Raw genomic sequence first — 25,372 nt, forward strand, 5'->3', positions numbered from 1 at the left:
TCACTCTCCCGCGCCGTCGGTCACCCAGGCGTCGTAGAAGTCGAGCCGCGAGGAGGCCTCGAAGGTCAGCCCCTGCACGCGGTCGGCCGCCGCGATCGTGGTGGACAGCTCGTAGACCGGGATGGCGTGACCACGCTCCAGCAGCAGCCTCGACGCCTCGGAGACCAGCGTCCGGCGCTCCTCGGGATCGGTGGCGGCGGCCGAGTCGTCGAGCAGCTCGTCGACCTCCTCCGGGTCGCGCTGGTTCACGTTGCGCGCGTTCGCCGAGAAGATCGTGCGCAGCACGTCGGCGTCCGACCGGGTGAGGTTGTAGTAGTCGAAGTCGAAGTCGCCGGCGGCGGTGGCCGCCTCCTTCTCGGCCACCGTGACGTGCTTGAGCTGCAGGTCGACCCCGATCTGCCGGAGCTGCTGCTGCACGAGCTCGAGCGCGCCGGGCTCCTGCCAGAACGTCACCGTGGTGGAGAGCCTCCGACCGTCCTTCTCGCGGATGCCGTCGGCGCCCACGACCCAGCCCGCGTCGTCCAGGACCTTCGTCGCACCCTCGGGGTCGTACGCGAGCAGGTCGTCCGCACCCTCGAACAGCGGCGTCGAACGGGACAGCACACCGGTGGCCGGCTGGTCCTGCGGGGTCAGCACGGTGTCCACGATCTGCTGGCGGTCGATCCCCTTGACGAGCGCGGTGCGCACGGCCTCGTCGGCGGCCAGCGGGCTGGACTCGTGGGGGAACAGGTTGAACACGACGCCCGGGTTGGCGCGGTAGGACAGCCAGAACCCGTTGCCGTCGAACTGCGGCAGGTCGACGGCGTTCAGCGCGGCGGTCGCGTCGATCTGTCCCGACTGCAGGGACCCGGAGCGCACACCCGCCTCGGGGATGACCTTCAGGGTCACCGTGTCGAGGTACGCCTCGCCCGTGTGGCTGCTGGCCTCCGACCCCCAGTCGTAGCCCGCGACCTTCTCCAGCACGATCTCCTGGTCCGGGGTGTAGGACTTCACGGCGAACGGCCCGGAGCCGACGTACTTCCCGGCGCAGCGATCCTCGGTCGAGAGGGTCGCCGAGTCGGGCGAGAGCAGGCCGAGGGAGAACGTCGACGTCGCCTGGAGGAACTGCGCGCTCGGCTCGTCGAAGTCGACGGTCACGGTGTGCTCGTCCACGACGGTGGTGCCCGCGTAGCCGACGAGGTACTGGGAACCGAGGGACGCCACGGCACCCAGGTCGACGATCGCGTCGAAGTTGGTCTTCACCGCGGCGGCGTCGATCGGCGTGCCGTCGGCGAACGTGGCGTCGTCGCGCAGGTGGAACGTGTAGCTGGAGGCGTCGTCGTTCACCTCCCAGCCCTCCGCGAGCCAGGGCAGGATCTCGCCGGACTCCGGGTCCTGGGCGGTGAGCGACGCGACGGTCTGACGGGCGGCCGCGATCGCGTCGTTGTTGCCGACCTGCTGCGGGTCGACGCAGTGCGAGTCCACCGTGATGGCGAACGTCAGGTCGCCGCCGGCGACGGGCTCGCCGCTCGCGTCGGCGCCGGTGCCCGCGGCGTCGGCGCCCGTCGAGCAGGCGCTGAGCAGGAGGCCGGCGGCCGAGACGGTGGCGGCGAGCCCGACGACGCTGCGTCGCGGGGTGCGCCTGGGGTCCTGGGTGCGCGGTGCGCGCGGGGTGGTGGTCATCGCGTGGTGTTCCTCGTGGTCATGGCGGGTCGCCCCCCGCGCCGGCACGGGCCGGGGCGCGGTCATGGACGACCGGAGCCGTGCTTACCCGGCCGCGGGCGCGGCGGGGTCAGGTCGTTCCCGGAGCACCCCGTCACGTCGAAGGGTTGCTGGCCAGCGAGCCGGGCCTGGGTGCTGGCGCTCGTCACCTGGGCGGCAGGGAAGCCGCCGCGGCCTCCCGAGTCAAGGGTCGGGCGGGTCGTCTCACATCACGGACGCGGGACGGGCGCCGCAGACGCCGAAGGCCCCGCCGTCGGTGACGGCGGGGCCTCGAGGGGTCCGGTGGTGGGCGGCGGCCTCAGCGGGCGGAGGGCCGCAGGCGCGCGCCGAGCAGGTAGAGCTCGCAGCCGAGGCACAGGCCGACGACGGCGTTGAGGCCGGCCGCGACGAACGCGATCCCCGCGGCCCACGGCACCGCGGCCAGCACGCCTGCGAGCCCGAGCACGACGCCGACGCCCGTGACGACGAGGCCGACGAGCTGGGCGAACCGCGGCGGGCGCGGGTCCTCGAGCTCGGCGGGCGGCGCGAGCCGGGGACGAACGAGGGTCTTGAAGAGCCAGCCCTGCACCGTGCCCTGCGCGCCGCGCACGGCGCCCAGGAGGAACCCGGCGGCCACGACGGCGAGCAGCACGAGGCCGGCGGGGCTCGCCCCGAGGAGCACGACCACGGCGAGCAGCAGCGCCGTGACGGCGGCGCCCACCCGAGGGCCGCGCGGGTCGATGCCGGCCGGGGCCCGCGTGACGGGGGCCTGGCCGGCGGGACGCTCGGAGGTCATCGGTTCTCCTCGGGGACGGGGTTCGGCGGGCTCAGCCGACGGGGACCACGGCGGCCAGGGCCTGGCGCGCCTGAGCGGGCGACATCCCGCCGCTGCTGCGGGCGGCCTGCGCCCCGGTCGCGTCCAGCACCAGCACCGTCGGGGTGGTGAGGACGCCGAGCTCGCGCACGAGGTCGAGATGGTCGTCGACGTCGAGCTCGTGGTGCTCGACGCCCGCCTCGCGCTCGACGAGTCCCTCCAGCACGCGGGCCGTGGCGCGGCACGGGGCGCACACCTCGGCGGACAGCTGGACGAACGTCGCCCGCTCCCCCAGCCGGACCCCGCGGGCCGCCCAGTCCACGACGGGGTCCTGCCGCGCGGGCGTGGTGCGGACGCGCCCCTGGCGGGACCTCCACACCGCGCCGAGGACGACGGTCGCCAGGACGAGCACGGCCAGGATCACCAGCTGGGTGGGCTGGACCGTCACGGTGGCCTCCTCACACGGTCGACGTCGCGGCCATTCTCCCCGCCGCCCACCATCCGGTCGACGGGATGACCGCATGCCGGACACCCCGCCGGGCGGTCAGACGGTCAGCGCCTCGGCACGCGTGCCGTCGTGCACCGCGGGGGCCTGCGCCGCGGTGAGGCCGGCGGCCCGCCGCTCGTCGTCGGGCCCCCAGAGCGTCGTCGTGACCTCGGCGCGCACGACGGGCGCGACCTCGGCCGCGAACCGGCGCAGCACGTCCTCCTGGCGGGACGGCTCCAGCAGGTGGTTCACCGAGACGGACTGCAGCACGTGCCCGAAGGAGCCGTGGTAGTCGAGGATCTTCTCGGCCACCCGCTCGGGCGACCCGACCAGCGCCGGGCCGCGCTCGACGGCGTCCTCGATCGTCTCGAACGCCTGGGCCTTGCCGACGTGCGTCGCGGGGTCGTAGCCGCGCGCCCGCAGCCGCGCGACCTGCCCCTCGTACAGCGGCCGGTACTGCTCGATCGCCTGCTCCGTGGTGTCGGCGAGGAACAGGCCCCCGGAGCCGGCGCCGACGAACCGGTACGCCGGGTCGTGCCCGGCGGCCGCGTACCGCTCGCGGTACCGGTCGATCAGCCGCCCATAGCTCTCCCGCGGCTGCAGCGCGTTGGCGCTCACGATCGGGTCGCCCCACCGGGCGGCCAGGTCGACGGCGAACTCGCTCGTCGCGGACCCGTGCCAGATGCGGAAGGGCCCGGCGAAGGGTCGCGGCAGTGTGGTGGCGTGCTCCAGCCGGTGGCGGTGGCGGCCCGACCAGGTGACGTCCTCGGACGACAGGAGCAGCCGCAGGAGCTCGTAGTTCTCCTCGAGGTACTCGTACTGCTTCGCGATGTCGAGGCCGAGCAGCGGGTACTGCAGCTCCTCGTTGCCCTTGCCGATGACGATCTCCAGCCGCCCGCGGGAGAGCTGGTCGACGGTCGCCAGGTCCTCCGCCACCCGGATCGGGTCGAGCAGGGACAGCACGGTCACGCCGGTCGACAGCAGGATGCGGCGGGTGCGGGCCGCCACCGCCCCGAGGATCACGGTGGGCGCGGACGACAGCACGTCGCCGGCGTGCCGCTCCCCGACCGCGAACGAGTCGAACCCGAGCTCCTCGGCCAGCACCGCGTGCTCGACGACGCGCGCGAGGCGGTCCGCGGGCGGCACCGCCTCTCCCGTGACGGGATGGGGCGGGTTGAAGACGATGTCGAGCAGCTGGAAGCGCATCAGGCCACGCGCTCCCCGGTGCCGACCGCCGCGCCGTCGGCGTCCGCGGAGGCCTCGGCCGTCGCAGCGGCCCGGGCGGTCGCGCGGTCGCGCGCGGCCACGCCCTCGCGCACGAGCGGGATGACGTGTCTGCCGAAGTCGATGGCGTCGTCGAGCAGGTCGTAACCGCGCGCCGAGATGACCCGCACCCCGAGGTCGTAGTAGGCGAGCAGCGCCTCCGCGACCTGCTCGGGCGTGCCGACCAGCGCGTTGGAGTTGCCGGCCCCTCCCGTCGCCTTCGCCGTGGCGGTCCAGAGCGCGGTGTCGTACCGGTCCCCCGCGGCGGCGATCTCGAGCAGGCGCTGCGACCCGGCGTTCTCGGGCCTGTCGATCGGGTGCCGCCGGGACAGCTGCCCGCCCAGCTGCGCCTTGCGCGCCTCGATCCGGTCCAGCACGCGGTGCGCCTTCTCCCAGGCCAGCTCCTCGGTGGGCGCCACGATCGGCCGGAAGGCCGCGTGGATGCGCGGCGGCGTCGTGCGTCCCGCGGCCGCGGCCTCGGCGTGCACGCGGTCGATCTGCTCCTGCGTGCGGGCCAGGGGCTCGCCCCACACGGCGTAGATGTCGGCCTCGGCCGCCCCTACCCGGAAGGCGGCGTCCGAGGACCCCCCGAAGGAGATCGTCGGCACGTGGCCCTCGACCGGCTTCGCGTCGAGCACGAAGTCCTCGAAGTCGTAGAACTCGCCGTGGTGGTCGAACGCCTCCGCGCTGGACCACGCCTGCTTGACGATCCGGATGTACTCGTGGGTGCGCGCGTACCGATCGTCCTTGGTGAGCCGGTCGCCCTCGCGGCCCTGCTCGTGGTCGTTGCCGCCGGTGATGAAGTGCACCGACAGCCGGCCCCCGGAGAGCTGGTCGAGGGTGGCGAACGTCTTGGCGGCGTACGTCGGGTACGAGACGTTGGGCCGGTGGGCCAGCAGCAGCTCGATGCTCTGCAGACGTGCCGCCGTGTACGCGGCGAGGGCCGCCGGCTCCGGGCCGGAGGACCCGTAGGCGAACAGGACCCGCGTCCACCCGTTGTCCTCGTGCGCGCGCACGATGCGCTCCAGGTAGGCGGGGTCGAACGCGGCGGTGGTACGGGCGGACGTCTCGGACGCGTCGTTCGTGGTGGCGATGCCGAGGAACTCGACGGGCATGGTGGTCTCCTTCGCTGCAGCGGTGGGGCTGGGGCCGTGCTCGTGCCGGGCGGGTCAGGCGCCCGCGGCGGGGCCGTCCGACGGCGCGGTCGCCGGAAGGCCGGCGTCGCGCCAGGCGGGGAACCCGCCGTCGACGTGGGTCACGTCGGTGAAGCCGCGGGCCGTGAGCGCCGCGGCGACCGGTCCGGAGCCGTCGATCGAGCCGCAGACCACGACGACCGGGGTGTCGAGCGAGATCGCAGGCGCGTCGGCCGGGCCGAAGAGCGCGTCCAGGTCGTCCCGGTCGGCGAGCGTCGCCCCGGGGATGTCGCCGGTGGCGGCGCGGCCGCGCGCCGACCGCACGTCGACCAGCAGGGCGCCGTCGGCGACCCGCGCGCCGGCCGTGCGCGCGTCCTGCGTCGGCGGGGTGGTCGGACCGCTGCCTCCGGGGGCCGTCCCGGGCACGGTCTCGGGCGTGGTCTCGGACGTGGTCATGGGGTTCTCCTTGACGGTGGTGGTCGGTCGGTGCGGGTCAGGGCGTCGCGGCCAGGGCGGGGACGCGGGGCGCCTCGCCCTCGGTCGCACCCCACGCCTGGGCGAGCAGCGCGAACGACCGCTGCCGGTCGGCGAGGTCGTGCGCGGCGGTGGTGACGAGGAGCTCGTCGGCCCCGGTGACCCGGGCCAGGGTCTCCAGGCGGCCCACGACGGTCGCCGGGTCGCCGACGACGCGCGTGTCCACCCGGTCGGCGACCACCGCGCGCTCGTCCTCGGGGCGCTCGGCCCAGTCCGTGGCGTCGGCGGGGCGCGGGTAGGCGATCGCGCCGTCCGCCCCGCGGCGGATGGACAGCACCCAGTCGGCGAACGGCGACGCGAGCTCGCGGGCCCGCTCGGTGGTGTCGGCGACGAGCACGTCGGCGGAGACGACGACGTACGGCTCGGCGAGCACCCCGGGGCGGAACGCCGCCCGGTACGCGGCGACGGTCTCGAGGGTGTTCGACGGGCTCACGTGGTAGTTCGCCGCCAGGGGCAGGCCCAGCTCTCCGGCCACACGGGCGCTCTCCCCGCCGGAGGACGCCAGCACCCACAGGTCGAACGCGGCGTCCTGCACGGGCGGCGACACGTACCGGCGCCCGCCGTCGTCGGCGTACGTGCCCGCCCGCAGCCCGAGCACGAGCTCGACCTCGGCGCGGAAGCTCGCCGGGGTGCGCGAGGCCCCCACCACGGCGGCCTGCGCGAGCGCGCGCTCGCGCAGCACGGAGTCCCCCGCGGTCGGCGGCGCGGGCGGCACGTACAGCCCGTCGACGACGCGCGGTCCGCTCGCCGGCGCCGCCGCCGGGGCCGGGCGCGGCGCGCCGCCCTTCGGCGGCGTGAACGCCCGGCCCAGGCCGAGGTCCACCCGCCCCGGGTGCAGCGCGGCGATCGTGCCGAACTGCTCGGCCGCCACGAGCGGGCTCGTGGTGCTCAGCAGCACCGCGCCCGAGCCGACGCGGATGCGCTCGGTGCGGGCGGCGACGGCGGCCGCGAGCACCGCCGGCGCGGCGGACCCGACCCCCGGCGACAGGTGGTGCTCGGCGTACCAGACCCGGCGGTAGCCGAGCCGGTCGAGGTCCACGGCGAGGTCGACGGCGTCGCGCACCGCCTGCGCGCCCGCGCGCCCCTCGGGCACGAGGGCGAGGTCGAGGACGGACAGGGGCACCCTGCTGTTCGGGGTCGCGGCGGGGTCGGTCATGGTGGTCTCCAGGTGGCGGGTGGTGCGGGTCGGGCGATTCGGGCGTGGCGCGCGGTCGGTCAGCGCGACGGCAGCCCGAGGGCGGTGAGCGCCTCGCGCAGGCGCTCGCGGCCCTGGAGCGAGCCGCCGCCGCGCATCCGGTCGACGACCCGTCGCGACCACGAGCCGTCGAGGCGCTCTTCGCGGTAGAAGGCGTCGATGCGCGGCGCGTAGTCGGCGACGTGCGCGACGCGCCCCTCGTCGTACGTCTCGCGGTGCAGCACGGCGTCCTGGGGCAGGCGTGGCTTGACGCGCGGGGCGTGGCCGGGGTCGGGGTGCCCGACGGCCAGCCCGACGACGGCGACCGCGCCGGGCGGCAGGCCGAGCTCGGCCGCAAGGTCCTCGGGGTGGTTCCGCACCGCCCCGACGTACACGGTGCCGAGGCCGAGGGACTCGGCCGCGACGACCGCGTTCTGCGCCGCGAGCGCGGCGTCGAGGAACGCGACGACCGTCGTCTCCAGGTAGCCGGCGGCCTCGAGCTCGACGCCGTCCTGCGCGCCCAGCTGCCGGGCCCGTGCCACGTCGGCCACCCACACGAGCAGCAGCGGCGCGTCGCGCACGTGCTCCTGGTGCCCGGCGAGCGCCGCGACCCGGGCCAGCCGGTCGCGGTCGGTGACCGCCACGACGCTCCACAGCTGCAGGTTCGACGACGACGGCGCGGACTGCGCCGCCGCCACCACGGTGGGCAGCACCCACGGTTCCAGCGGTCCCGGCAGGAACGCCCGCACGGAGCGGTGGCCCAGCTGGACGTCGAGGACGGCCGGCCCGCCGCCCGGGGCGCCGGTGACCGCCGCGGTGAGCGACGCGGCGAGCGCTGCGGCGACGCCCGGCGCGGCGTCGTCCGCGTCCTCGGGCCGCACGCCGTAGCGGGCGGCGACCCGCGCGCGGGCCCGCAGGTCCCGCAGGTCCGCGGCCACGCGGGGCGTCGTCGGACGGGCGGGGCGGGGGCGGTTCGGGGGTCGCGGCACCGCGACGGCGGACGGCGTGGCGTTCTCGGTCACCTGCACTCCTCGGGACGGACGGGTCGGGGACGGGACGGATGGTCCGGACGGTCGGGTGCCGTCACTCCGTCTTCGGCAGGCCCGGCGGGTTGGTCTCGGGCTTCTCGACGGCCTCGGTCCCCAGGCCCCAGCGCTCGAGCACCTGGGCGTACGTGCCGTCGTCGAAGGCCTGCTGCAGAGCGGCCGTGACGGCGGGCGCGAGGTCGTTGCCCTTCTTGGTCGCGACGGCGATCTGCGCGGTGTCGGGCCAGCCGCCGTTGAGCGTGCCGACGACGGCGAGCTCGTCGGGCGCGATCTTGGCCTGGTAGGCCAGGGACGCGTTGGGGCCGACGTAGACGTCGAGACGGCCGGACTTCAGGGCGAGGAGGACGTCGGAGAGCTGCTCGTAGTACTCCGGCTGTCCGCCGGCGATGGGCTCGAGCCCCTCGGCGACGTTCTGGTCGTTCCACTCGAGCAGGATCTTCTCCTGGTTGGTGCCCGAGCCGACGCCCACCCGCAGCCCCGCGACGTCCTGCCGCTCGGCGATCTCCGGGACGTCGGAGCCCGCCTTGGTGAGCCAGCCCAGCTCGTCGTTGCGGTAGGAGGAGAAGTCGATCGTCTCCTTGCGCTCCTCGGTCACGGTGACGTTGGAGATGACGGCGTCGACGTCGCCCGACTGGAGGGCCAGGGGCCAGTCGGCCCAGGCCTTGACCTCGAGGCGCAGGTCCTTGCCGAGGCCGTCGGCGACGAGCTGCGCGATGTCGGTCTCGTTGCCGATGGGGGTCTTGTCGTCATCGGCGAAGAAGCCGAGCGGAGGTGCCGCGCCGGCGCTCACGGCCACGACGAAGTCGTCCTTGTCCGCGAACGCCTCCGGCAGCAGGCCGACAGCCTCGGCCGACTCGGTCGACCGGATCCGGTCCTGGTCGGGGCTGGTGCTGACCTCGAGCCCGGCTGCGGCGGCACCCTCGGAGCTGGTGCCGGCGGGAGCCTCGACGCCGTCGCCGGTGCCGGCGGCCGCGGGGGCCGAGGTGCTGACACCGGCGCAGGCCGTGAGTGCCAGCAGGGGGACGGTGGCGAGCAGGGCGAGCGCGCGGGCTCGGCGGGTCGGTGCGGTCACGGGTGTCTCCAGGGGATGGGTGTGCGGCCGGGGCCGCAGGTCAGGGGATGTGAACGGGCGTGGGAAGACATGTGGGGCCGGAGAAGGTCAGAGGACCCTGTCGAGGAAGGCGCGGGTGCGGGCGTGGCGTGGGCGGGAGAGCACCTCGGCGGGCGGCCCCTGCTCGACGACCACCCCGCCGTCCATGAAGACGACGTTGTCGGCGACCTCGCGGGCGAAGCCGATCTCGTGGGTGACGACGACGAGGGTGGTGCCGGTGCTCGCGACGTCCTTGATGACGTCGAGCACCTCGCCGACCAGCTCGGGGTCGAGCGCGGAGGTGGGCTCGTCGAAGAGCAGCACCCGGGGCCGCAGCGCGAGGGCGCGGGCGATCGCGACGCGCTGCTGCTGCCCTCCGGACAGCTGCCGTGGTCGCGCGTCCGCCTTGTCGGCGAGCCCGACGCGGCTGAGCAGCTCGCGGGCCTCGGGCTCCACCTCGGCGCGAGGGCGGCGCTGCGCGGACAGCGGCGCCTCGACGACGTTCTCCAGCACGGTGAGGTGCGGGAACAGGTTGAATCCCTGGAAGACGAACCCGATGCGGGTGCGCTGCCCGAGGATCTCCCGCTCCTTGAGCTCCTGCAGCACGTCGCCCCGGCGGCCACCGCGTCGGGAGTGCCGGCGTCGGTAGCCCACGAGGTCACCGTCCACCGTGACGAAGCCCGCGTCGACCTTCTCGAGGTGGTTGATCGCGCGCAGCAGCGTGGACTTGCCGGAGCCCGACGGCCCGAGGACGACGGTGACGGTGCCGGGTTCGAAGGTGAGGTCGACGTCCCGGAGCACCTCGAGGGTGCCGAAGCTCTTGTGCAGGCCGTGCACCTCGACCCTGCCCGCCGCGCCCTCGTGCGCCGTCGTGCGTGTCGTCGTGGCGGTCATGCGGGACCTCCCGAGGTGCGGGCGGTGCGGGTGAGGACGCCGACCCGGGCGCGGGCCGCGAACGCCGGCGGCACGTGCGGGGGCACCGGACGGCCGGTGAGGCGGGCCACGGTCACGGCGGACGACCAGCGCAGCCGCTGCAGGGGCGTGGGCGGCAGGGTGCGCACGGCGCCCTTCGCGTAGTGCCGCTCGACGTAGTACTGGACGATCGTGATCAGCGTGGTCAGCACCAGGTACCAGATCGCCGCGACGATGAGCAGGGGCACGACCTTGCCGTTGCGGCCGTAGATGACGGACGCGATGTAGAACAGCTCTCCGTACGCCAGGACGTAGACGATCGAGGTGCCCTTGAGCAGGCCGATGACCTCGTTGACGGCCGTCGGCACGATCGAGCGCATGGCCTGCGGCAGCACGATGCGGGTCACCTGGCGCCGGCGCGGGATGCCGAGCGACGCGGCCGCCTCCTGCTGCCCCTGGTCGACGCTGAGGATGCCGGCGCGCACGATCTCGGCGGAGTAGGCGGCCTGCGAGAGCCCCAGGCCCAGGATGGCGGCGCCGAACTTGTCGATGACGCCGAGGGTGTCGAACCAGAGGTACTCCGGGCCGAACGGGACCCCGAGGCTCAGGTGCGGGTAGAGATAGGCGAGGTTGTACCAGAGCAGCAGCTGCAGCAGCAGGGGCACGGAGCGGAAGACCCACGTGTACGCCCACGACACCCCGACGAGCAGCGGCGAGCGCGACAGCCGCATGAGCGCCAGCACGGTGCCCAGCGCGAACCCCACCACCGACGCCGCGGCCGTGAGCCGGATCGTCGCCCAGGCGCCGGACAGGATCGAGGGCCAGGTGAGGTACTGCGCGACGACGTCCCACTCCCACCGGTCGTTGGTGAGCAGCGAGCTGACGACCATCGCCAGCAGCACGGCCACGCCGGCCGTCGCGACCCATCGCCCCGGGTGGCGGGCGGGGACGATGCGCAGGTCCGCGTACGGGGTGGCCGCGGCGTCCCGAGCCGGTGCCGCAGGCCCCGGAGCCCGTGCGCCAGGTGTCTGTGCGCCAGGTGTCTGTGCGCCCGGCGTCGTGACGGCGGTCATCGCGGCGCCCTCTCCCCCGCCGTGACGGCGAACGGGACGTGGTTGCCCGGCGGCGGGGCGGGGCACGTGCCGTGGTCGCTGAACGCGTACGGCAGGTTGACGGCGTCGTTGAGGTCGAGGTGTGCGACGCCCGCGTCGCCCGGGGTCAGGGACCCGGGGAGCTCGGGGCGCACCACCCGCCAGGGCGCGACGCCGGGTGCCTCGTCGCTGAAGAGCAGCGTCGGGGCGCCACCCGGGGAGCCGGTCAGCACGAGCGTGACCGTCCGGTCGCCGCGCGTCAGGTCGAGCTCGCCGACCGCCTGCAGCCGGTGCACCAGGCCGGGACGGGCGGCCCCGACCACGAGCCCGCGGGGTACGTCGTACAGGCGGACGGGCGCCTCGACCGCCCACGAGGGGTCGTGGTCGAAGGCGGGCACCCCGGCGAAGTCGAGGCGCGTGCGGGCGTGCGGGTCGCGCAGCCGGATCGCGAGGCGTCCGGTGCGCCGCACCAGCTCGATCGCCACCGCGGCCGTCTCCCCTGCCGGCGGGAGGTCCGGGTCGGCGCCGTCGGCGGGCTCGCGGCCGGGGGGCAGGAACGTGCCCAGGACGACGCTGCCACCCTCGGGGACGTCGCCGTCGTACGCGCCGTCCGCGACCTCCGGCCCTCGGACCCGGGGTCCGTCGGCCTCCCCCGGCCGCAGGTGGGCGCCGGCACCGTCGGCGAGCCAGAGCCCGGGCACGCCGGGCAGCGGCTCGGGTCGCGAGGGCAGCCAGTGGAACCCCGCCAGGCTCAGCCAGCCGTGGGGCGCGGCGAGCTCGCGCTCGCGGTCGGCCCGCCGGCTCGCGCTCCGTGCCGCGGCGGAACCGGCGGCGGAACCGGCGGCCGGCGCGTGCGCAGGGGCGCCTGCGGGGTCCGTGGGACGGACGCGTGGTGTGTCGGTGACGGTCATCGGGGGGCCTCCGGTCACAAGAGGGCGAGCGACGTCGCGGCGGGTGTCGGCGACGCGGGCGGCGGGGGTGACGTGGCGGGCGTCGGGGCGGGCGGTCACGCGCGCACCAGCCGGGAGTCGGCGGTGCGGCCCGCCCGGGCGCGCGGCCGCGCGTGCGCCGGTGCGGGGGCGACGACGGCGCTGCCGGCATCGCCGGCGTCGGCGGCGGGCCCCACGTCCGGCAGCCCGAGGGTCGCGCGGAGGGTGCGCGGCGCCGGGGACGCCACCGCGCGCACGCCGTCCCGCGCGAGGCGCGGGAGCACACCGTCGACGAGGGCGTCCAGGTCGGGGCCGAGCGACGAGGGCCGCAGCAGGAACCCGTCGGACGCGCCGGCGTCCCGCCAGTCCACGATCGTCTCGGCGAGGTCGTCGGGGGTGCCGGCCACGACGAGCAGCCCGCCGGAGATCTCCGGGCCCTCGAGGGCCTCGACCAGCTCCAGCCGCGCCTGCGCGCTGGCCCGGTCCTCGGCCAGCACGACATACGCCTCGGTGAGCACGCGCAGCGTGTCGGGGTCGCGGCCCGCGGCCTCGGCAGCGTCGCGCAGCCGGGAGCGCAGCCGGACGGCGCGGGCCGGCGCGGTGGCGGCGACGCGCACGACGTCCGCCGTCCGGGCGGCGAGGTCGAGCGCGGCCTCGCTCCGGGCGGAGACGACGACGGGCGGCCGCCCCTGCCGCGTCCCGGCGCCCCGGGGCCCGTCGGCGGCCCGGCCCTCGGCGGGCCGGTACCGGCGCACGGCGAAGCGGATGCCGTCGTGGTCCACGCGGAAGCGCCCCTCGTCGTCGACGGCGACGGCGCCGGCCGTGTCACCCGCGTTCGGCCCGGCCGACGTCGCGAGCCCGTCCCAGTGCCGCACGACCTGTGCCGCGACGTCACGGGCCTGCTCCGCCCACGCGTCGTCCTGGGCGACGATTCCGGTGGGGAGCCCGACCTGCCACCCGGCCCGGCCGGAGCTCGCCTGGTCGACGCGGGCGACGGCCTGGGCGACGTGCGCCGGGTCCACGTGCGCGGTGTCGACGGCGGCGACCAGCCCGGCCCGCGTGGTGTGGGGTGCCACCCGTGCGGCGGCCACGGCCGCGTCGAGCCGCCCGGTCACCTGCCGCCGGCCCGGGTGCAGCAGGAAGCCCTCGTCGAGGGTGACGAGGTCGAGGCCGCCGCCGTCGGCGGTGCGCACGAGCTGGACGAAGCGCTCGGCGTCGAACGACCGCGGCTGCACGATGCCGCGCGCCCGGTGCACGCCGGGGCGGGCGCCGGCCGCCGTGAGGTCGACGCCGACGACGAGGGGGGACGGGGTGCTGGTGGTGGACGTCGAGGGCAGGGAGTAGGGCACGTCGGCTCCGATCAGGGCGCGGCGGACGGGCGCACTCGGGCACGGGTCGTGGACCTGCGGGTGCGCGCCGCCGCCGGGAGGGCACGGGGAGGAATGCCCGCCGGGACCGGCGGGCGGGGCCGTCTGCGGCCGGGCCCGGCAGGTGCCGGGCCGTCGAGGAGGGTCGTCCGCCGCGGGCGGCGGACGATCAGGCCGCGATCAGCGGCGTCGACACCACGCCCGGGCGGACGCCGAGGTCACCGGCGAGGCGGACGGCACGTGCCGGGACGACAGGGGGCGCACGGTGGTGGCGTCGCGGTGCATGCTCGTCCTCTCCTGCTCCCCGCCGGGGCGGGGGTCGCGTGTTGCCGTGCCGTCGGCGACGGCCGGCCTGGTCCTCACCCGGGGCACCCGCCCGCGCTGGGGGTTGCCGTCCGACGAGCCGGGGCTTCGCGTCGGAGCTCGTGACCATCCGGGAGGTCCGGCCGCACCGCCTGGGGCGCCGCGGTCGTCCGATCCGGTGCGCAGGAACGTAGGTCTCCGGAAGGGGGGGTGTCAACGGTTCCTCCCGACCGTCTCGAATACCGAACAGTTCCGACCGTTTTTATCGGATTATCGAGCGTCAGGAAACCCGTCTACCGTGGTGCCCGTGAGCCAGAACGCAGGGCACGGACCCGAGCAGCACACTCCCGCGGTCGCCGAGATCCGGGAGCTGGTCGACCAGCTGCGCCGGCTCGTCCTCACCTACAAGTTCGGGATCGACGAGGTCATGACGAAGATCTCGATCCTGCGCGACGAGTTCCGGCTCATGCAGAACTACAACCCCGTGGAGCACGTGGGCTCGCGACTCAAGTCGCTCGAGTCGATCGTGGCGAAGTGCCGCCGCAAGGGCATCCCGCTGACGCCCGACGGCGTGCGCCAGCAGATGTTCGACGTCGCGGGGGTCCGCGTCACCTGCAGCTTCGTCTCCGACATCTACAAGGTCCGCGACATGCTGACCAACCAGGCCGACATCACCGTCCTGGAGGAGCGCGACTACATCGCCCACCCCAAGGCGAACGGGTACAAGTCCTTGCACCTCATCGTCCAGGTGCCCGTGTACCTCTCCGACCGGGTCGAGCACGTCGTCGTCGAGATCCAGCTGCGCACCATCGCCATGGACTTCTGGGCGAGCCTCGAGCACAAGATCTACTACAAGTACGCGCGCGACGTGCCCCGGCACCTCACGGACTCGCTCAAGCTCGCCGCCGACGTCGCGTCGTCGCTCGACAGCTCCATGGAACGCATCCACGACGAGGTCAAGGCCATCGCCGGCGAGGCGGAGCCTGTCGAGCAGCGGGACTCGCTGCTCACCCCCGAGGAGATGCTCCGCACCTTCTGGACGGCGGCCAAGGCCGAGGGAGACGTGCTCCGCACGACCCGCGAGAGCTGAGGCGGGCATGGGACCCTCCGAGCACCAGGACCTCGCCGCCGCCGTCGCGCTCGCCCTCCCCGGCGCCACCCGCACCTGGCCCTTCGGGCCCGACCACGACGTGTTCAAGGTCCAGGGCAAGGTCTTCTGCATGACCACGGAGGTCACGGGCACCCCGCTCGTGACGCTCAAGTGCACGCCCGACGACGGCGAGGCGCTCCGCCAGGAGCTCGAGAGCGTGACCGCCGGCTACCACATGAACAAGCGCCACTGGATCTCGCTGGCCCCAGGGCCGGGGATCACGCCCGACCTCGTGGAGGAGCTGGTCCTCGAGGCGTACGCGCTGGTCGTCGCGGCGCTCCCCCGTCGCCTGCGACCGGTCGACCTCGACGACACGGAGCGGTCCCGCACCGGCCTGCGCGACGTGCTCGCCGGCCGGCTCACGGCGGGCGGCTGACCCCGCCGACCCGTCAGGAGGTGCCGGAGGTGCTCGCCCGCACCACGAGCCGCGGCTCGCACGTGACGAGCCGGTGCCGGTGGGCCTCGGGTCCGGTCTCCAGCTCCTCCAGCAGGAGCCGCACCGCCTCCCGGCCGACGGCCTCCCCCGGCTGCCGAATCGTCGACAGCGGGACGGCGGAGTCCCACGCGGCGCGGTTGTCGTCGTAGCCGATGATCGCGACGTCGTCCGGCACCCGCAGCGACGACGACAGCAGCAGCGACTGCTGCACGCCCACGGCGAGCAGGTCCGCCGCCGCGACGACGGCGTCGGGACGCTCGCGGGGGTCGCGCAGCACGAGGTCGTCGCCCACGCGGCGCCCGTCCTCGACCTGGACGTTCCCCGTCTGCTCCACCTCGAGCACGACGCCCGGGTGCTCGGCGACGGCACGTTCGACCCCCAGCAGGCGGTCGCGGACCGGCACGAGCTCGGTCGTGCCGGCGAACAGGAGCCGCCGGCGCCCCTGCTCGACGAGGTGCGTCGCGGCGAGGTAGCCGCCCAGCTCGTTGTCCGGCACCACGGAGCAGACGTCGGAGTGGTCGCCCGGCGCGTCGACGACGACGAGCGGCACGCCCGGCGCCGAGCGGTGCAGGTCGTGGGTCGACCCGTGGTTCGCCGCGACGAGGATGCCCGCCACCCGGTCCTCGACGAACAGGTCGACGTAGGTGCGCTGCTTCTCCTCCGACATGTCGGAGTTCGCCAGCAGCAGGTTCAGCCCCGCCCGGCCGGCCTCCTCCTCGGCGCCCCGCGCGATGTCCAGGAAGTAGGAGTTCGCGAGGTCGATGATCACGAAGCCGAGCGTCGAGCTCCGACCGGCCGCCAGCGACCGCGCGACGCCGTTGCGGACGAACCCGAGCTCCCGGATCGCGGCCTCGACCCGGGCGCGGGTCGCCGGGGAGACGCGCACCGTGCCGTTGAGGACGTTCGACACCGTGCCCATCGACACACCGGCGGCGCGCGCGACGTCCGAGATGCTGGGGGACGAACGTCTCACCGGGGTCGTCGCTCCTCGGGCCTGCGGGTGGGGACGGGACGAGATTACCCGCGCCGCGCCGCGAGCCCGGCGCCGGCACGCTCGGGCCGGGCCGTGGCCCCGTCGCCGGACAGCACGAGGACGTCGCTCATGTCGCCCTCGCGCCACTCGGCCAGCAGGCGGTGGAACGCGACAGGGCCGGGGCTGTACGACGTCGGGGCCGCGAGGCGCTGGCGTCGGCCGTCCTCGAGCACAACGTCGCCGACCTCAAGTCCCTGGCCGCCGCCCGCGGCACGCGGGCCCGGGAGATCGTGCACCGCGGACTGTTCACGACGGCGGCCCCGGCGTCCTGACCTCGCGCGGCTACGCGGAGGCGAGGAGCGCGGTGCAGTGCTCGAGCAGGTCGGGGTTCCCGTCCACGACGTCACGCTCGGTCATGTCGTACCGCTCCTCGCCGGCCACCCCGACGTCCTCGATCGCGAGGCCCGCGGACGTGCCGGACCGGACCATGCGGCGCACCGCGAGCGAGAAGCCGATCCCGGGCGGCAGCGCCGGGAGCGTGCGGTGGGCCGCGTGGTAGGCGTACTGGACGTCGTCGCCGGTCCAGACGTTCGCGCCACCCCCGCCGGTCGCGGCGCCCACGGCGACCACCCGCCCGATGCCGTGGTCCACGATCCCGGCCGCGAAGAGGTCGCCGCAGGAGTAGGTGTTGGCGTCGACGACGGCGACGACGGGTCCCCGGTAGGCGCGGGCCGCGCCGTTGCAGAGGTCGGGGTCCGCGAGCGGCAGGTGCTGGGAGAACTCCTCGCCGAGGTCGAGGGCTGCGCGCAGGGAGCCCGCCCAGTCGGCGAGGTCGGCGCCGTTGCCGTCGGCCTCGGCGAGGTCGGCCATCGCCGGCGTCGCGCGGCACGCGAACCGCACGGGCTCGACGTGTCGGTCCGTGAAGAGCTGGAACAACCGCTCGGCCGCGTCGACGACGCCCCCCGGGTTGGAGCGCAGGTCGACGACGAGACCCTCCTGGGGCAGCCGGCGAAGGAGCCGGGCGACCTCGTCGACGAACCGTCCGGGGTGACGCACGTCGAACGTCCAGATCCGCAGGTAGCCGAACGTGCCGTGCGAGGTCGTCACCGGCCGGGCGGCGAGGGCGTCGGCCACGCTGGTGCGCAGCCAGCCGGAGCCCTTCGCCCGGGGCTGGACACCCTGCCGGTCGCCCTCCCACAGGTCGGTGGCGAACAACAGCTTGCGGGCGCGGCGCGCGGTCTCGCCCACGACGTCGATCCCGCGGCGTGTCCGGGTCGCGACCCGGTCGTCGGCGGTCGCGGCCGCCCCCGGGCGGATCGCCCGCCACTCGAACCGGGCGGTGCGGTCGGGGTCGCCCGCAGGGTCCCCGGGGAGCCGGAAGCCGACGTCGACCCACAGCTCGTCCGGCGGGGGCAGGTAGGCGAGCGGCCGCTGGGTGAGCGTCTCGAGGGCGCGCGCCCGGCGCGCGTCCGGCCGGCCCCCGGTGAGGGTGTCGGCGAACAGGTCGACCGCCCGGGTGAAGGGCACGGCGTTCCAGGTGGTGAGCCGCACCCCGGGGGCGAACGCCGGGTCGGGCGCCTCGCCCGTCGTCTTGGTGACCAGGAACGTGGGCGACGTGTACGGGCCGAACGCCTCCACGAGGAACGGCAGCGCCGCGACGTACGGCTCGGCCCCCGGTGCGCCCACGAACAGCTGGGTGTGCTGGTCGCGCAGCCGGTTGACCACCCTGGTGAGCGCCCGGAGGAACCCGGCGCTGTCGAGCAGGGGGAGCTCCCGGCGCAGGGCCGCGAGCGCCCGCAGCGGGTCGTACCCGTAGAGCGCGCGCTTCTGCCCGGCGTGCACGTAGACGTCGGTGAGCAGCGTGGTCCAGAGGTCGACGAGGTCGTGCTGCTGCGTCGCGGTGAGCGCCACCGGCTCCGGTCCGGGCTCGGCCCGGGTGGGCACGACGTCGTCGAGGCGGCTGCCGGCGCGCGCCCGCAGGGCCGCCGGGCTCGGGGGCGTCACTGCCCGAACCTCACGCGCAGCGGGGCGAGCACGCCCTGCGGGATCGGCGCGGCGTCGAGGAGGTCGAAGTACGCCGCGTCGTGCTCCGGCGCGGGCACCGGCGGGATCCGGACCGTGGCCGGGTCCTTGGGCGGCCCGGCACGGCCGGTGCGCCGGGTGTCGGGCATGTCGAGGAAGAGCTCGAGCTCGGCGTCCTCCGCGAAGCGCGGCCCGGCGGAGGCGCGCGCCTGCGCGGTCGCGATGGCCTGCTGGGGGTCCTGCTGCACCTCCCGCAGCGTGTCCAGGACCGCCCGCCACGACCAGGCCCGCTGCGGGTCCGCGGGGTCCGGCACCGCGACCCGGCGCCGTCGGCCCCCGACCGTGGCGGCGAAGCTGGGCGGCGCCGCGGCCGCCGTCATGAGGCTCGTGTCCCCGTAGCGCGGGACGCCGCCGACGACGACGAGGGCGACGTCGCGTTCCCGGGCGGCGACGACGCGCGTCCAGGCGTCGCCGCGCCCCCGCCCCCGCACGACGGTGACGTCCGCGAGCGCCCCCGGGACGAGGCGGCCGACGGGTCGGTGCCAGCACCGCTCGAGCAGCGTGCCGGGGTTGCTGGTGACCATCTCGACGATCTGTGCGTCGGTGAGGTCGTAGCCGAGGTGGTCGGCGGCGATGCGGGCCACCTTCATCTCGCCGAGGAGGTTCTTCGTGCCCGACGGGCCCCAGTCGCTGCCCAGGCACACGGTGATCCCGCGGGCGCGCGCGTCGTCGACGAGCGTCGTCTCGGCGTAGAGCAGGAGGTTGGACAGGGGCGACCAGACGACACCGCCCGCCTCGGCGGTGTCCCACCGGGCCCAGCCGTCGGCGTCCACCGCGCAGGCGTGCACGGCCAGCAGGGTGGGGAGCAGCCCGTCGGCGCGGTCCAGGTCCGTGTAGTCGGACAGGACGCGGGAGCCGCGGCGCCCCTCCGCGCAGTGGTAGATGAACCCGGAGCCTGCGGCCATGCGGCGGACGGCGGTGGTGAGCGCCTCGCCCGTCTTGGTGACCACCGAGGTGTAGATCAGGTCGTCCCGGCCGGTGCCGACGTCCTCGGCGTCGACGTTGCGCATCACGGTGCGATACCCGCGGTTCGCGGTGGGCCACCCCTGCGCCGCGGTCGCTCCCCCGGCCATCGCCCGCACCTGCACGTAGGCGAGCAGGGCCTCGGGGCAGGCCTTCGCGTACACCCAGGCCGGCTCGGTGATCGACTCGGTGTAGGTGTCGGCGTCCGGCCAGTGCTTGTTGTGCAGCCACGGCTCGGTGCGGCCGGGCTCCGTCCAGAGCGGCAGGGCGTTGTAGGCCAGGTGGTTGTGCATGTCGACGAACCCCGGCAGCACGACCGCGTCGCCGACGTCGACCTCCGGGGCCCGGGAGAAGCCGGCGACCCGGCGGCGCCCGGTCGTCACGTCGACGACGGTGTCGCCGTCGATCCAGACCCGACCGGGCACCGGGGGCGCCGTCGCCCCCTGCGCCATCGTCGCGACGTTCCCGGTGATGACCAGCTGCGCCATGGCCGTCCCCCTGAGGTCGACCCCGGCGGGGCGGGCGCCCGCACCGGGACTGCTCCCTCATTGTCGGCACGGGCGACAGCGTCCCACCGGCTGCGCGCCCCGACTTCACCCGGTCGTGCGCGTGCGTGCGGACGCCGCGCGGCGCTCCCTGTCGGTGAGGAGGCGCCATGATCACCGACCCGTTCGACGCCGGGCCCACCGGCAGGTTCCGGACGCTGTGCCGCACCTACCCCGACGACACCGTGTTCCGCGGCGCCGACGGCTTCCGGTCGCTGTGGGGGCCCGTGTTCTACCGGGGCCGCGCGAACGGCACCGCCCGGCTGCTCGTCGTCGGGCAGGACCCTGCCCAGACCGAGGCGTTCACCCGGCGCATCCTGTCCGGGCAGGCGGGACGCCGGGTGCAGGGCTTCGTCGAGAAGCTCGGGTTCACGTCGAGCTACCTCATGGTCAACGCGTTCCTCTACGGCATCTACAACCAGAAGATGGCGCTGCCCCACCTGAACGACCCGGAGGTCGTCGCCTACCGCCACCGGTGGTTCGCGGCGGCGCTCGCGCCGGGCCGCATCGAGGCGGTGGTGACGTTCGGCACCCCCGCCTTCGAGGCCTGGCGCACGTTCGTGACCTCGCCCGAGGGCGCCGGCGTCTCCGTGTTCCACCAGCGAGCCCTGCACCCGACGGCGGACAAGCCGGGCGGGCCGATCAGCCGCCAGGACCTGCTCGACAACTGGAACGTGGCGCTGGGGCGGCTGCACGCGAGGATCCAGCAGCCCGACGAGGCGCGCCCCCTCGTCCCCTACGGCGCCGACTTCACGCCCGCCGAGCTGCCCGCCATCCCGAGCCGCGACCTCCCCGCCGGCCTCCCCGGCTGGATGCGCGACACCGACTTCTGGGCGACCCTCGGCGACCCGCCGGGCACCGAGCGCGCCAACATCACCATCGAGATGCCGCCTGCCTGAGCGGGTCCGCCCTCGGGGCGATCCGATCAGGCGAGGACGAGCACCCGGTGCACGGTGACGCGGCTGCCCGTCGACCCGAACCTGGTGCCGTCCTTCTGGGACCACGTCGGCACCTCGCCCGTGGGCGTCACGCGCAGCGTCCAGCGCCCCGCCGGCAGCACGGGCGAGACGTAGCGCGGGCCGGTGTCGGGCACCTTCGAGTAGAAGTCCACGAGGTGCGACGTCTCGACGCGCCCGTCGTCGAGCAGCTCGACCCGGGCGTACCCGCTCTCGTCGTCCGACGTGCCGACCACGGCGAACCGCGCCCCTTCCAGGTCGACCTCGAGGCGATCGCCGGGGCCGGCGGACCGGAACGGCGCGTCGACGGCAGCCACGGCGCCCGCGGCGTCGCGGTCGAGGGGCACCGGTTCCCCGGTCGCCGGGTCCCAGGCGGGCCAGTACTCCCCCAGCCGCGCCGGCCCGCCGTCGGTCAGGAGCGGCAGCCACACCTGGGTCGCCGCCGAGGCCTGGTGCGGGAACGACCAGCGGTCGCCGAGGTACATCGGCACGACGTCGTCGCCCCGCCGTACCCGCGCCACGAAGGAGCACTGCGAGTTGTGGGTCAGCGTGCCCTCGGGCGCCAGGAGCCCGGCGTGCCGCCACGGGCCGTGCACGGACGGCGCGGTGAGCACCTCGTTGTCGTTGCGCTCCCAGGACGTCTTCCGCGACATCAGGAGGTGGTAGCCGTCGTCGGAGCGCCACATGGCGGGCGACTCGCCGCCGGGGGCCAGGTTCTCCGCGACCTTCTCCTCCGCCGTCAGGTAGTCGTCGCCCAACCGGTACACGTCGCCCTCGTGCACCAGCAGGTAGCCCGTGCCGTCGTCGTCCTGGAACGCGCCGATGTCCCACCGGCGGACGGGCTCGCCCTGGTGCACGAGCGGGCCGTGCCAGCGGTACTCGCCGGCCACGGTGTCGCACGTGGCGACGGCGACCAGCGGGTCGGTGTAGCCGAGGTCGTCCGCGTGCACGTACATCACGAAGCGCCCGGTGGCCGGGCAGCGCATCACCTTCGGGCGCTCGCCCACCCGGTCCGGCCCGAGCGGACCGTCCGGCTGCACCGGCAGGACGACGCGCTCGAACGTCCAGTGCTCGAGGTCGGCCGAGGACCAGCACCCCACGCCGTCGAACCGGTTGACGTCGTCGGTCTTGTGCTCGCCGAACAGGTAGTAGCGCCCCTCGTGGTCCACGAGGCAGGCGCCGTGGGCGTTGACGACCTCACCGCGGTCGTCGAACCAAGGCACTCCGTTGAGGATCATGGGCCGACAGCAGACCACAGTCCACGGACGGAGGAAAGCGCTTGCACGCCACGGTCGACGACGATCAGCCGAGAAGTGCCGGAGCTCGCCGTCGGCGGACCTGTCGTCGAGCAGCCGGTGCTCGCGGAGCGTGGCGAGGGTCGCGCCGTCGAGCCCGAACCGGGCTCTCAGGTCGTCGGAGTTGTGGTCCGGGACGAGCACCGGGCCCCACCCGTTCTCGCGGAGCAGAGCATGAGCCTGAGGCGCTTGTCGACAGGTGCAGATGAGGGTGAAGTCATGGAGCCGGGGTGCCCGACGTGGGACAGACCGCCCGGCCCGCTCCTACACTCGAGACGGTACGTCCGCCTCGTCGACGATCCGGACGCTGACAACGTGCCGGCGGTGGGCGGCGACGGCAGAGAGCCACGGGTCCAGGATGAGCAACCCCGACGGGCGCTCGCGCGGGGCGTCGCAGGTCACCCCGGAGCTCCGCCTGTCCGGGGCGGTCCCGGGCGCCCACCGGACGCCCCTGACGTGGATGCCGGCCGGCGCGGAGAGCCCGGCGCACGGGACGCACGCCCCCGGCGACGCGGCCCTCTCGACGCCGGTCACGAAGGTCACGGTCCCCCCGCTCGGCGAGCAGATCATCCCGCGCGCCCGGCTCATGTCGCTCCTGGACGACGTCGTCGTCCACCGCCCGGTGACGCTCGTGGCAGCACCCGCCGGCTTCGGGAAGACCTCGGTGCTGGCCCAGTGGTGCCACCGCACCGACACCACCGTCGGCTGGCTCACGGTGGACGCGTTCGACAGCGACCCGCGCCGATTCTTCCGTCACGTGGTCGCGGCCTTGCAGGTCGCGGCGCACGGGCAGGCAGGGGACGACGCGGGCCCGCTCCTGGAGATCGCCTGCCGCGACCCCATCGGCCGGTGGCCGCGGGACGCCGGCTGGCCCGACCACCACGACGAGCTGGTGCGCGCGATCGAGGCGCTCGTCGAACCGATGGTCCTGGTCGTCGACGACCTCCACCTGCTCGCCGGCGCCAAGGCGCGGGAGGTCCTCGCGCGGCTGATCCGCCTCGCCCCCGGCGGATTCCATCTCCTCCTGTCCAGCAGGTCGGATCCGGAGCTGCCGCTGCACCGCCTGCGTCTCGCGGGCGAGCTCGGCGAGGTACGCGAGCACGACCTCGCCTTCTCCGCCCGTGAGATCGCCGAGCTCGCCGCCCTGACCGGCCCGTCGCTCACCCCCGAGGTCGCCAGCTCGCTGAGCGCGCTCACCCGGGGTTGGCCGGCCGCCGTCCGGATGGCCCTCCTCACGGTCGAGGACGACCCCGCACCCGTCTACCGGCTCGCAGGTCTGCAGCGTGGCGACCTCCCGCTCACCGAGTACCTGACCGAGGAGGTGCTCGGCGCGCTGCGGCCCGACCTGGCACGGTTCGTCATGCGGGCCACCGTCGGCGACCGCATCGACGCCGGGCTGGCGGAGGCGCTCCACGACGGTACGGGCGGTGCCGAGCTGCTCGCGGAGGCGGCCCGGAAGGGCGTCTTCCTGGCACCCGAGGCAGAGACGGAGAGCGAGCCGTCGTACCGCTGGCACCCGGTGTTCGCGTCCCAGTGCCGCGCCATCATGACCGAGAGGTCGCCCGGGACGGTTCAGGAGCTGCATCGGGTCGTCGCGAACCACTGGCGCACGCGTGACGCCGCCGAGGCCGTCTCCGCCGCTCTCGCGGCGGACGACCCCGGCCTCGCCGCCGACGTGCTCACGGAGCGCTGGCCCGAGCTCCTCGTCCGCAGCGACTCCGGTGCCCTGACCGACCTGTGCGAACGGATCCCCGCGCCCCGGTCCGACGACGCCGAGGTGCTCCAGCTCCGTGCGTTGGGGCAGCTGCTCGACGGCCGGTCAGCCGATATCGCGATGAGCAGGGCCCGCTCCGTCGCGGGCCGGCTGCCGGCCCGACGCCGCCGCCGGTTCGAGCTCACCGACGTGCTCCTGACGGACTTCCTGGCCCCGGGTCGGCCCGGCCCGGAGGAGGCGGTCCGCCGGGGGCGCGCGGCACTCCGTGACGCGACGGACGCGCCCGTCGCCCGCGCGTTCGGGCACCTCCTCGTCGGAGAGGCGGTCGCCCAGCTCCAGCGCGACCCCGCCACCGCGCTGCGGCACCTGAGGGAGGGCGCGGCTCTCGCCGCCGAGCACCAGCTGCCGGCGATCGGCTTCGCGTGCCGCGCCTCGATGTCCGTCCCGCTCTTCATGAGCGGGCGTTTCGACGAGGCCGACGCGCTCGCCCGTGACTCGATCGGCCGGGCGCACCGCACGGGCCAGCACTGGGCCGGCATCGTCGTCCCCGCATACCTGACGTGCAGCCTCGCCGACTTCTGGCGGGACGAGCTCGTGCCCGCCCGGCGCAGCCTCGACCAGGTGCTCCGCCTGGCCACGCCACGGCAGGCCGGCTACCGGCTCCACGCGGCGGTCCTCCTCGCGCTGATCGCGGTCGCGAGCGACGACGCGGCCGTCCTGGACCGTGCCCGTGCGCTCGCGGGCGTGTCCGCCGAGGCGGCACCGCCGTACCTGGTCGGCTTCGCCCGGCTGGTCGACGCGATCGTGGCGTACGCGCGTGGGGACGACGAGTTGGCGTTGGCCGCGCTGACGACCACGGACCCGGGCGAACGACACCCCGTCGTGAGCCTCTGGGAGGCAGAGGTCTCCCGTCGGGTCGGAGACGTCGCCGGGGCCGCGACCGCCCTCGCCCGGATCCCCGCCGACCGGCGCGTCTCCCACATCGACGTGGCCGCCACGCTCACCGAGGCCCTGCTGGAACGTGATCGCGGCAGGGTGCGGGAGGCACACCACAGGCTTGAGCGGGCGCTGGAGGTGGCGAGCCCTGCCAGGATCCGCCGCCCCTTCGTCGAGCGCGGCGCGGACCTGCGCGGTCTGCTCCACGACCACCAGGCCTGGGGCACCGGGCACCTCGAGCTGGTGGCCGACATCGTCGCGCGGATGCAGCCCCGCGGGGACGACCACCGACGACGGTCCTACTGGGAGCTCACGGCCCGAGAGCGCACCGTCCTGGTCTACCTCCGCTCCCCGATGACGACGACCGAGATCGCCCAGGCGCTGTTCGTCTCGTCCAACACCGTCAAGACGCACCTGCGGGCCATCTATCGCAAGCTCGGGGCCGCCGGCCGGCGTGACGCCGTCCGCATCGCCACGGAACGTCATGCCCTCTGAGTCA

At 75.1% G+C, this 25,372-nt stretch carries 22 protein-coding genes and 2 riboswitches; of the genes, 4 read left to right on the plus strand and 18 right to left on the minus strand.

Translation table 11 applies throughout. The features are described from left to right. The 13 genes from ACQP6G_RS07615 to ACQP6G_RS07675 all read right to left on the minus strand — a co-directional run bounded on the left by ACQP6G_RS07615 (position 1) and on the right by ACQP6G_RS07675 (position 13,502). A complete protein-coding gene (locus ACQP6G_RS07615) occupies positions 1–1,662 on the minus strand; it encodes an ABC transporter substrate-binding protein (protein ID WP_429763671.1) in 1,662 nt (553 codons plus the stop codon). A 75-nt stretch (positions 1,663–1,737) separates the two neighbouring features. Beyond that, positions 1,738–1,851, minus strand: a riboswitch (SAM riboswitch). A 148-nt stretch (positions 1,852–1,999) separates the two neighbouring features. Further along, entirely contained in the window at positions 2,000–2,476 is a 477-nt protein-coding gene (locus ACQP6G_RS07620) for a DUF4395 domain-containing protein (protein WP_429763672.1), read from the minus strand. Positions 2,477–2,507: 31 nt separating this feature from the next. Further along, a complete protein-coding gene (locus ACQP6G_RS07625) occupies positions 2,508–2,942 on the minus strand; it encodes a TlpA family protein disulfide reductase (RefSeq protein WP_429763673.1) in 435 nt (144 codons plus the stop codon). A 96-nt stretch (positions 2,943–3,038) separates the two neighbouring features. Further along, positions 3,039–4,187: an LLM class flavin-dependent oxidoreductase gene (locus ACQP6G_RS07630; protein ID WP_429763674.1), complete on the minus strand. Its 1,149-nt coding sequence runs from the start codon at positions 4,185–4,187 to the stop codon at positions 3,039–3,041. Beyond that, on the minus strand, positions 4,187–5,359 hold the full coding sequence (locus ACQP6G_RS07635) for an LLM class flavin-dependent oxidoreductase (RefSeq protein WP_429763675.1): 1,173 nt from the start codon (positions 5,357–5,359) through the stop codon (positions 4,187–4,189). The genes ACQP6G_RS07630 and ACQP6G_RS07635 overlap by 1 nt, the downstream gene beginning before the upstream one ends. A 54-nt stretch (positions 5,360–5,413) precedes the next feature. Further along, entirely contained in the window at positions 5,414–5,833 is a 420-nt protein-coding gene (locus ACQP6G_RS07640) for a rhodanese-like domain-containing protein (RefSeq protein ID WP_429763676.1), read from the minus strand. A gap of 37 nt (positions 5,834–5,870) precedes the next feature. Beyond that, a complete protein-coding gene (locus ACQP6G_RS07645) occupies positions 5,871–7,067 on the minus strand; it encodes an LLM class flavin-dependent oxidoreductase (RefSeq protein WP_429763677.1) in 1,197 nt (398 codons plus the stop codon). Between the two features lie 59 nt (positions 7,068–7,126). After that, positions 7,127–8,107 (minus strand): NADPH-dependent oxidoreductase, encoded by a 981-nt coding sequence (locus ACQP6G_RS07650; RefSeq protein WP_429763678.1) that lies wholly within the window; start codon positions 8,105–8,107, stop codon positions 7,127–7,129. Between the two features lie 61 nt (positions 8,108–8,168). Next, a complete protein-coding gene (locus ACQP6G_RS07655) occupies positions 8,169–9,203 on the minus strand; it encodes an ABC transporter substrate-binding protein (protein WP_429763679.1) in 1,035 nt (344 codons plus the stop codon). Between the two features lie 87 nt (positions 9,204–9,290). Continuing rightward, on the minus strand, positions 9,291–10,115 hold the full coding sequence (locus ACQP6G_RS07660; RefSeq protein WP_429763680.1) for an amino acid ABC transporter ATP-binding protein: 825 nt from the start codon (positions 10,113–10,115) through the stop codon (positions 9,291–9,293). After that, positions 10,112–11,206, minus strand: a complete 1,095-nt coding sequence (locus tag ACQP6G_RS07665) for an amino acid ABC transporter permease (RefSeq protein WP_429763681.1) — start codon at positions 11,204–11,206, stop codon at positions 10,112–10,114. The genes ACQP6G_RS07660 and ACQP6G_RS07665 overlap by 4 nt, the downstream gene beginning before the upstream one ends. Continuing rightward, a complete protein-coding gene (locus ACQP6G_RS07670; protein ID WP_429763682.1) occupies positions 11,203–12,135 on the minus strand; it encodes a DUF1684 domain-containing protein in 933 nt (310 codons plus the stop codon). The genes ACQP6G_RS07665 and ACQP6G_RS07670 overlap by 4 nt, the downstream gene beginning before the upstream one ends. 95 nt (positions 12,136–12,230) lie before the next feature. Continuing rightward, on the minus strand, positions 12,231–13,502 hold the full coding sequence (locus tag ACQP6G_RS07675) for an LLM class flavin-dependent oxidoreductase (RefSeq protein ID WP_429763683.1): 1,272 nt from the start codon (positions 13,500–13,502) through the stop codon (positions 12,231–12,233). A gap of 335 nt (positions 13,503–13,837) precedes the next feature. Beyond that, a riboswitch (SAM riboswitch) is annotated at positions 13,838–13,951 on the minus strand. Positions 13,952–14,130: 179 nt separating this feature from the next. Here ACQP6G_RS07675 and ACQP6G_RS07680 point away from each other — a divergent pair. Further along, complete coding sequence (locus tag ACQP6G_RS07680; protein WP_429763684.1) at positions 14,131–14,913, plus strand: GTP pyrophosphokinase; 783 nt, start codon at positions 14,131–14,133, stop codon at positions 14,911–14,913. Between the two features lie 7 nt (positions 14,914–14,920). Continuing rightward, positions 14,921–15,349, plus strand: coding sequence for an MmcQ/YjbR family DNA-binding protein (locus tag ACQP6G_RS07685; RefSeq protein ID WP_429763685.1), 429 nt, complete (start codon positions 14,921–14,923; stop codon positions 15,347–15,349). A 13-nt stretch (positions 15,350–15,362) separates the two neighbouring features. Here the strand turns inward: ACQP6G_RS07685 and ACQP6G_RS07690 are convergent, their stop codons facing one another. Genes ACQP6G_RS07690 through ACQP6G_RS07705 form a run of 4 tightly spaced genes read right to left on the minus strand, consistent with a single transcriptional unit; the run spans position 15,363 to position 19,915 of the window. Beyond that, on the minus strand, positions 15,363–16,382 hold the full coding sequence (locus tag ACQP6G_RS07690; protein WP_429763686.1) for a LacI family DNA-binding transcriptional regulator: 1,020 nt from the start codon (positions 16,380–16,382) through the stop codon (positions 15,363–15,365). 44 nt (positions 16,383–16,426) lie between these two features. Then, positions 16,427–16,678, minus strand: coding sequence for a hypothetical protein (locus tag ACQP6G_RS07695; RefSeq protein ID WP_429763687.1), 252 nt, complete (start codon positions 16,676–16,678; stop codon positions 16,427–16,429). 46 nt (positions 16,679–16,724) lie between these two features. Next, positions 16,725–18,386 carry a S41 family peptidase gene (locus ACQP6G_RS07700; RefSeq protein WP_429763688.1) on the minus strand — a complete coding sequence of 554 codons (1,662 nt, stop codon included), beginning with the start codon at positions 18,384–18,386 and terminating at the stop codon, positions 16,725–16,727. Beyond that, entirely contained in the window at positions 18,383–19,915 is a 1,533-nt protein-coding gene (locus ACQP6G_RS07705; protein ID WP_429763689.1) for an amidohydrolase family protein, read from the minus strand. The genes ACQP6G_RS07700 and ACQP6G_RS07705 overlap by 4 nt, the downstream gene beginning before the upstream one ends. Positions 19,916–20,082: 167 nt before the next feature. Here ACQP6G_RS07705 and ACQP6G_RS07710 point away from each other — a divergent pair, with 167 nt between their 5' ends. After that, positions 20,083–20,871: a uracil-DNA glycosylase family protein gene (locus ACQP6G_RS07710; protein WP_429763690.1), complete on the plus strand. Its 789-nt coding sequence runs from the start codon at positions 20,083–20,085 to the stop codon at positions 20,869–20,871. 26 nt (positions 20,872–20,897) lie between these two features. Here ACQP6G_RS07710 and ACQP6G_RS07715 read toward each other — a convergent pair whose 3' ends face one another. Beyond that, complete coding sequence (locus ACQP6G_RS07715; protein ID WP_429763691.1) at positions 20,898–22,166, minus strand: family 43 glycosylhydrolase; 1,269 nt, start codon at positions 22,164–22,166, stop codon at positions 20,898–20,900. 415 nt (positions 22,167–22,581) lie between these two features. Here ACQP6G_RS07715 and ACQP6G_RS07720 point away from each other — a divergent pair, with 415 nt between their 5' ends. Next, entirely contained in the window at positions 22,582–25,368 is a 2,787-nt protein-coding gene (locus tag ACQP6G_RS07720) for a LuxR C-terminal-related transcriptional regulator (RefSeq protein ID WP_429763692.1), read from the plus strand. Positions 25,369–25,372: the final 4 nt, after the last annotated feature.

The sequence above is a fragment of the Isoptericola nanjingensis genome (genome assembly GCF_050311635.1).
Taxonomy (GTDB): domain Bacteria; phylum Actinomycetota; class Actinomycetes; order Actinomycetales; family Cellulomonadaceae; genus Isoptericola; species Isoptericola nanjingensis.

Coding starts and splice junctions, on each gene's coding strand:
- ACQP6G_RS07685 (WP_429763685.1), top strand. CDS start 14,921: ATGGGACCCTCCGAGCACCAGGACCTCGCCGCCGCCGTCGCGCTCGCC.
- ACQP6G_RS07720 (WP_429763692.1), top strand. CDS start 22,582: ATGAGCAACCCCGACGGGCGCTCGCGCGGGGCGTCGCAGGTCACCCCG.
- ACQP6G_RS07660 (WP_429763680.1), bottom strand. CDS start 10,115: ATGACCGCCACGACGACACGCACGACGGCGCACGAGGGCGCGGCGGGC.
- ACQP6G_RS07710 (WP_429763690.1), top strand. CDS start 20,083: ATGATCACCGACCCGTTCGACGCCGGGCCCACCGGCAGGTTCCGGACG.
- ACQP6G_RS07615 (WP_429763671.1), bottom strand. CDS start 1,662: ATGACCACCACCCCGCGCGCACCGCGCACCCAGGACCCCAGGCGCACC.
- ACQP6G_RS07645 (WP_429763677.1), bottom strand. CDS start 7,067: ATGACCGACCCCGCCGCGACCCCGAACAGCAGGGTGCCCCTGTCCGTC.
- ACQP6G_RS07705 (WP_429763689.1), bottom strand. CDS start 19,915: ATGGCGCAGCTGGTCATCACCGGGAACGTCGCGACGATGGCGCAGGGG.
- ACQP6G_RS07640 (WP_429763676.1), bottom strand. CDS start 5,833: ATGACCACGTCCGAGACCACGCCCGAGACCGTGCCCGGGACGGCCCCC.
- ACQP6G_RS07630 (WP_429763674.1), bottom strand. CDS start 4,187: ATGCGCTTCCAGCTGCTCGACATCGTCTTCAACCCGCCCCATCCCGTC.
- ACQP6G_RS07635 (WP_429763675.1), bottom strand. CDS start 5,359: ATGCCCGTCGAGTTCCTCGGCATCGCCACCACGAACGACGCGTCCGAG.
- ACQP6G_RS07715 (WP_429763691.1), bottom strand. CDS start 22,166: ATGATCCTCAACGGAGTGCCTTGGTTCGACGACCGCGGTGAGGTCGTC.
- ACQP6G_RS07620 (WP_429763672.1), bottom strand. CDS start 2,476: ATGACCTCCGAGCGTCCCGCCGGCCAGGCCCCCGTCACGCGGGCCCCG.
- ACQP6G_RS07670 (WP_429763682.1), bottom strand. CDS start 12,135: ATGACCGTCACCGACACACCACGCGTCCGTCCCACGGACCCCGCAGGC.
- ACQP6G_RS07665 (WP_429763681.1), bottom strand. CDS start 11,206: ATGACCGCCGTCACGACGCCGGGCGCACAGACACCTGGCGCACAGACA.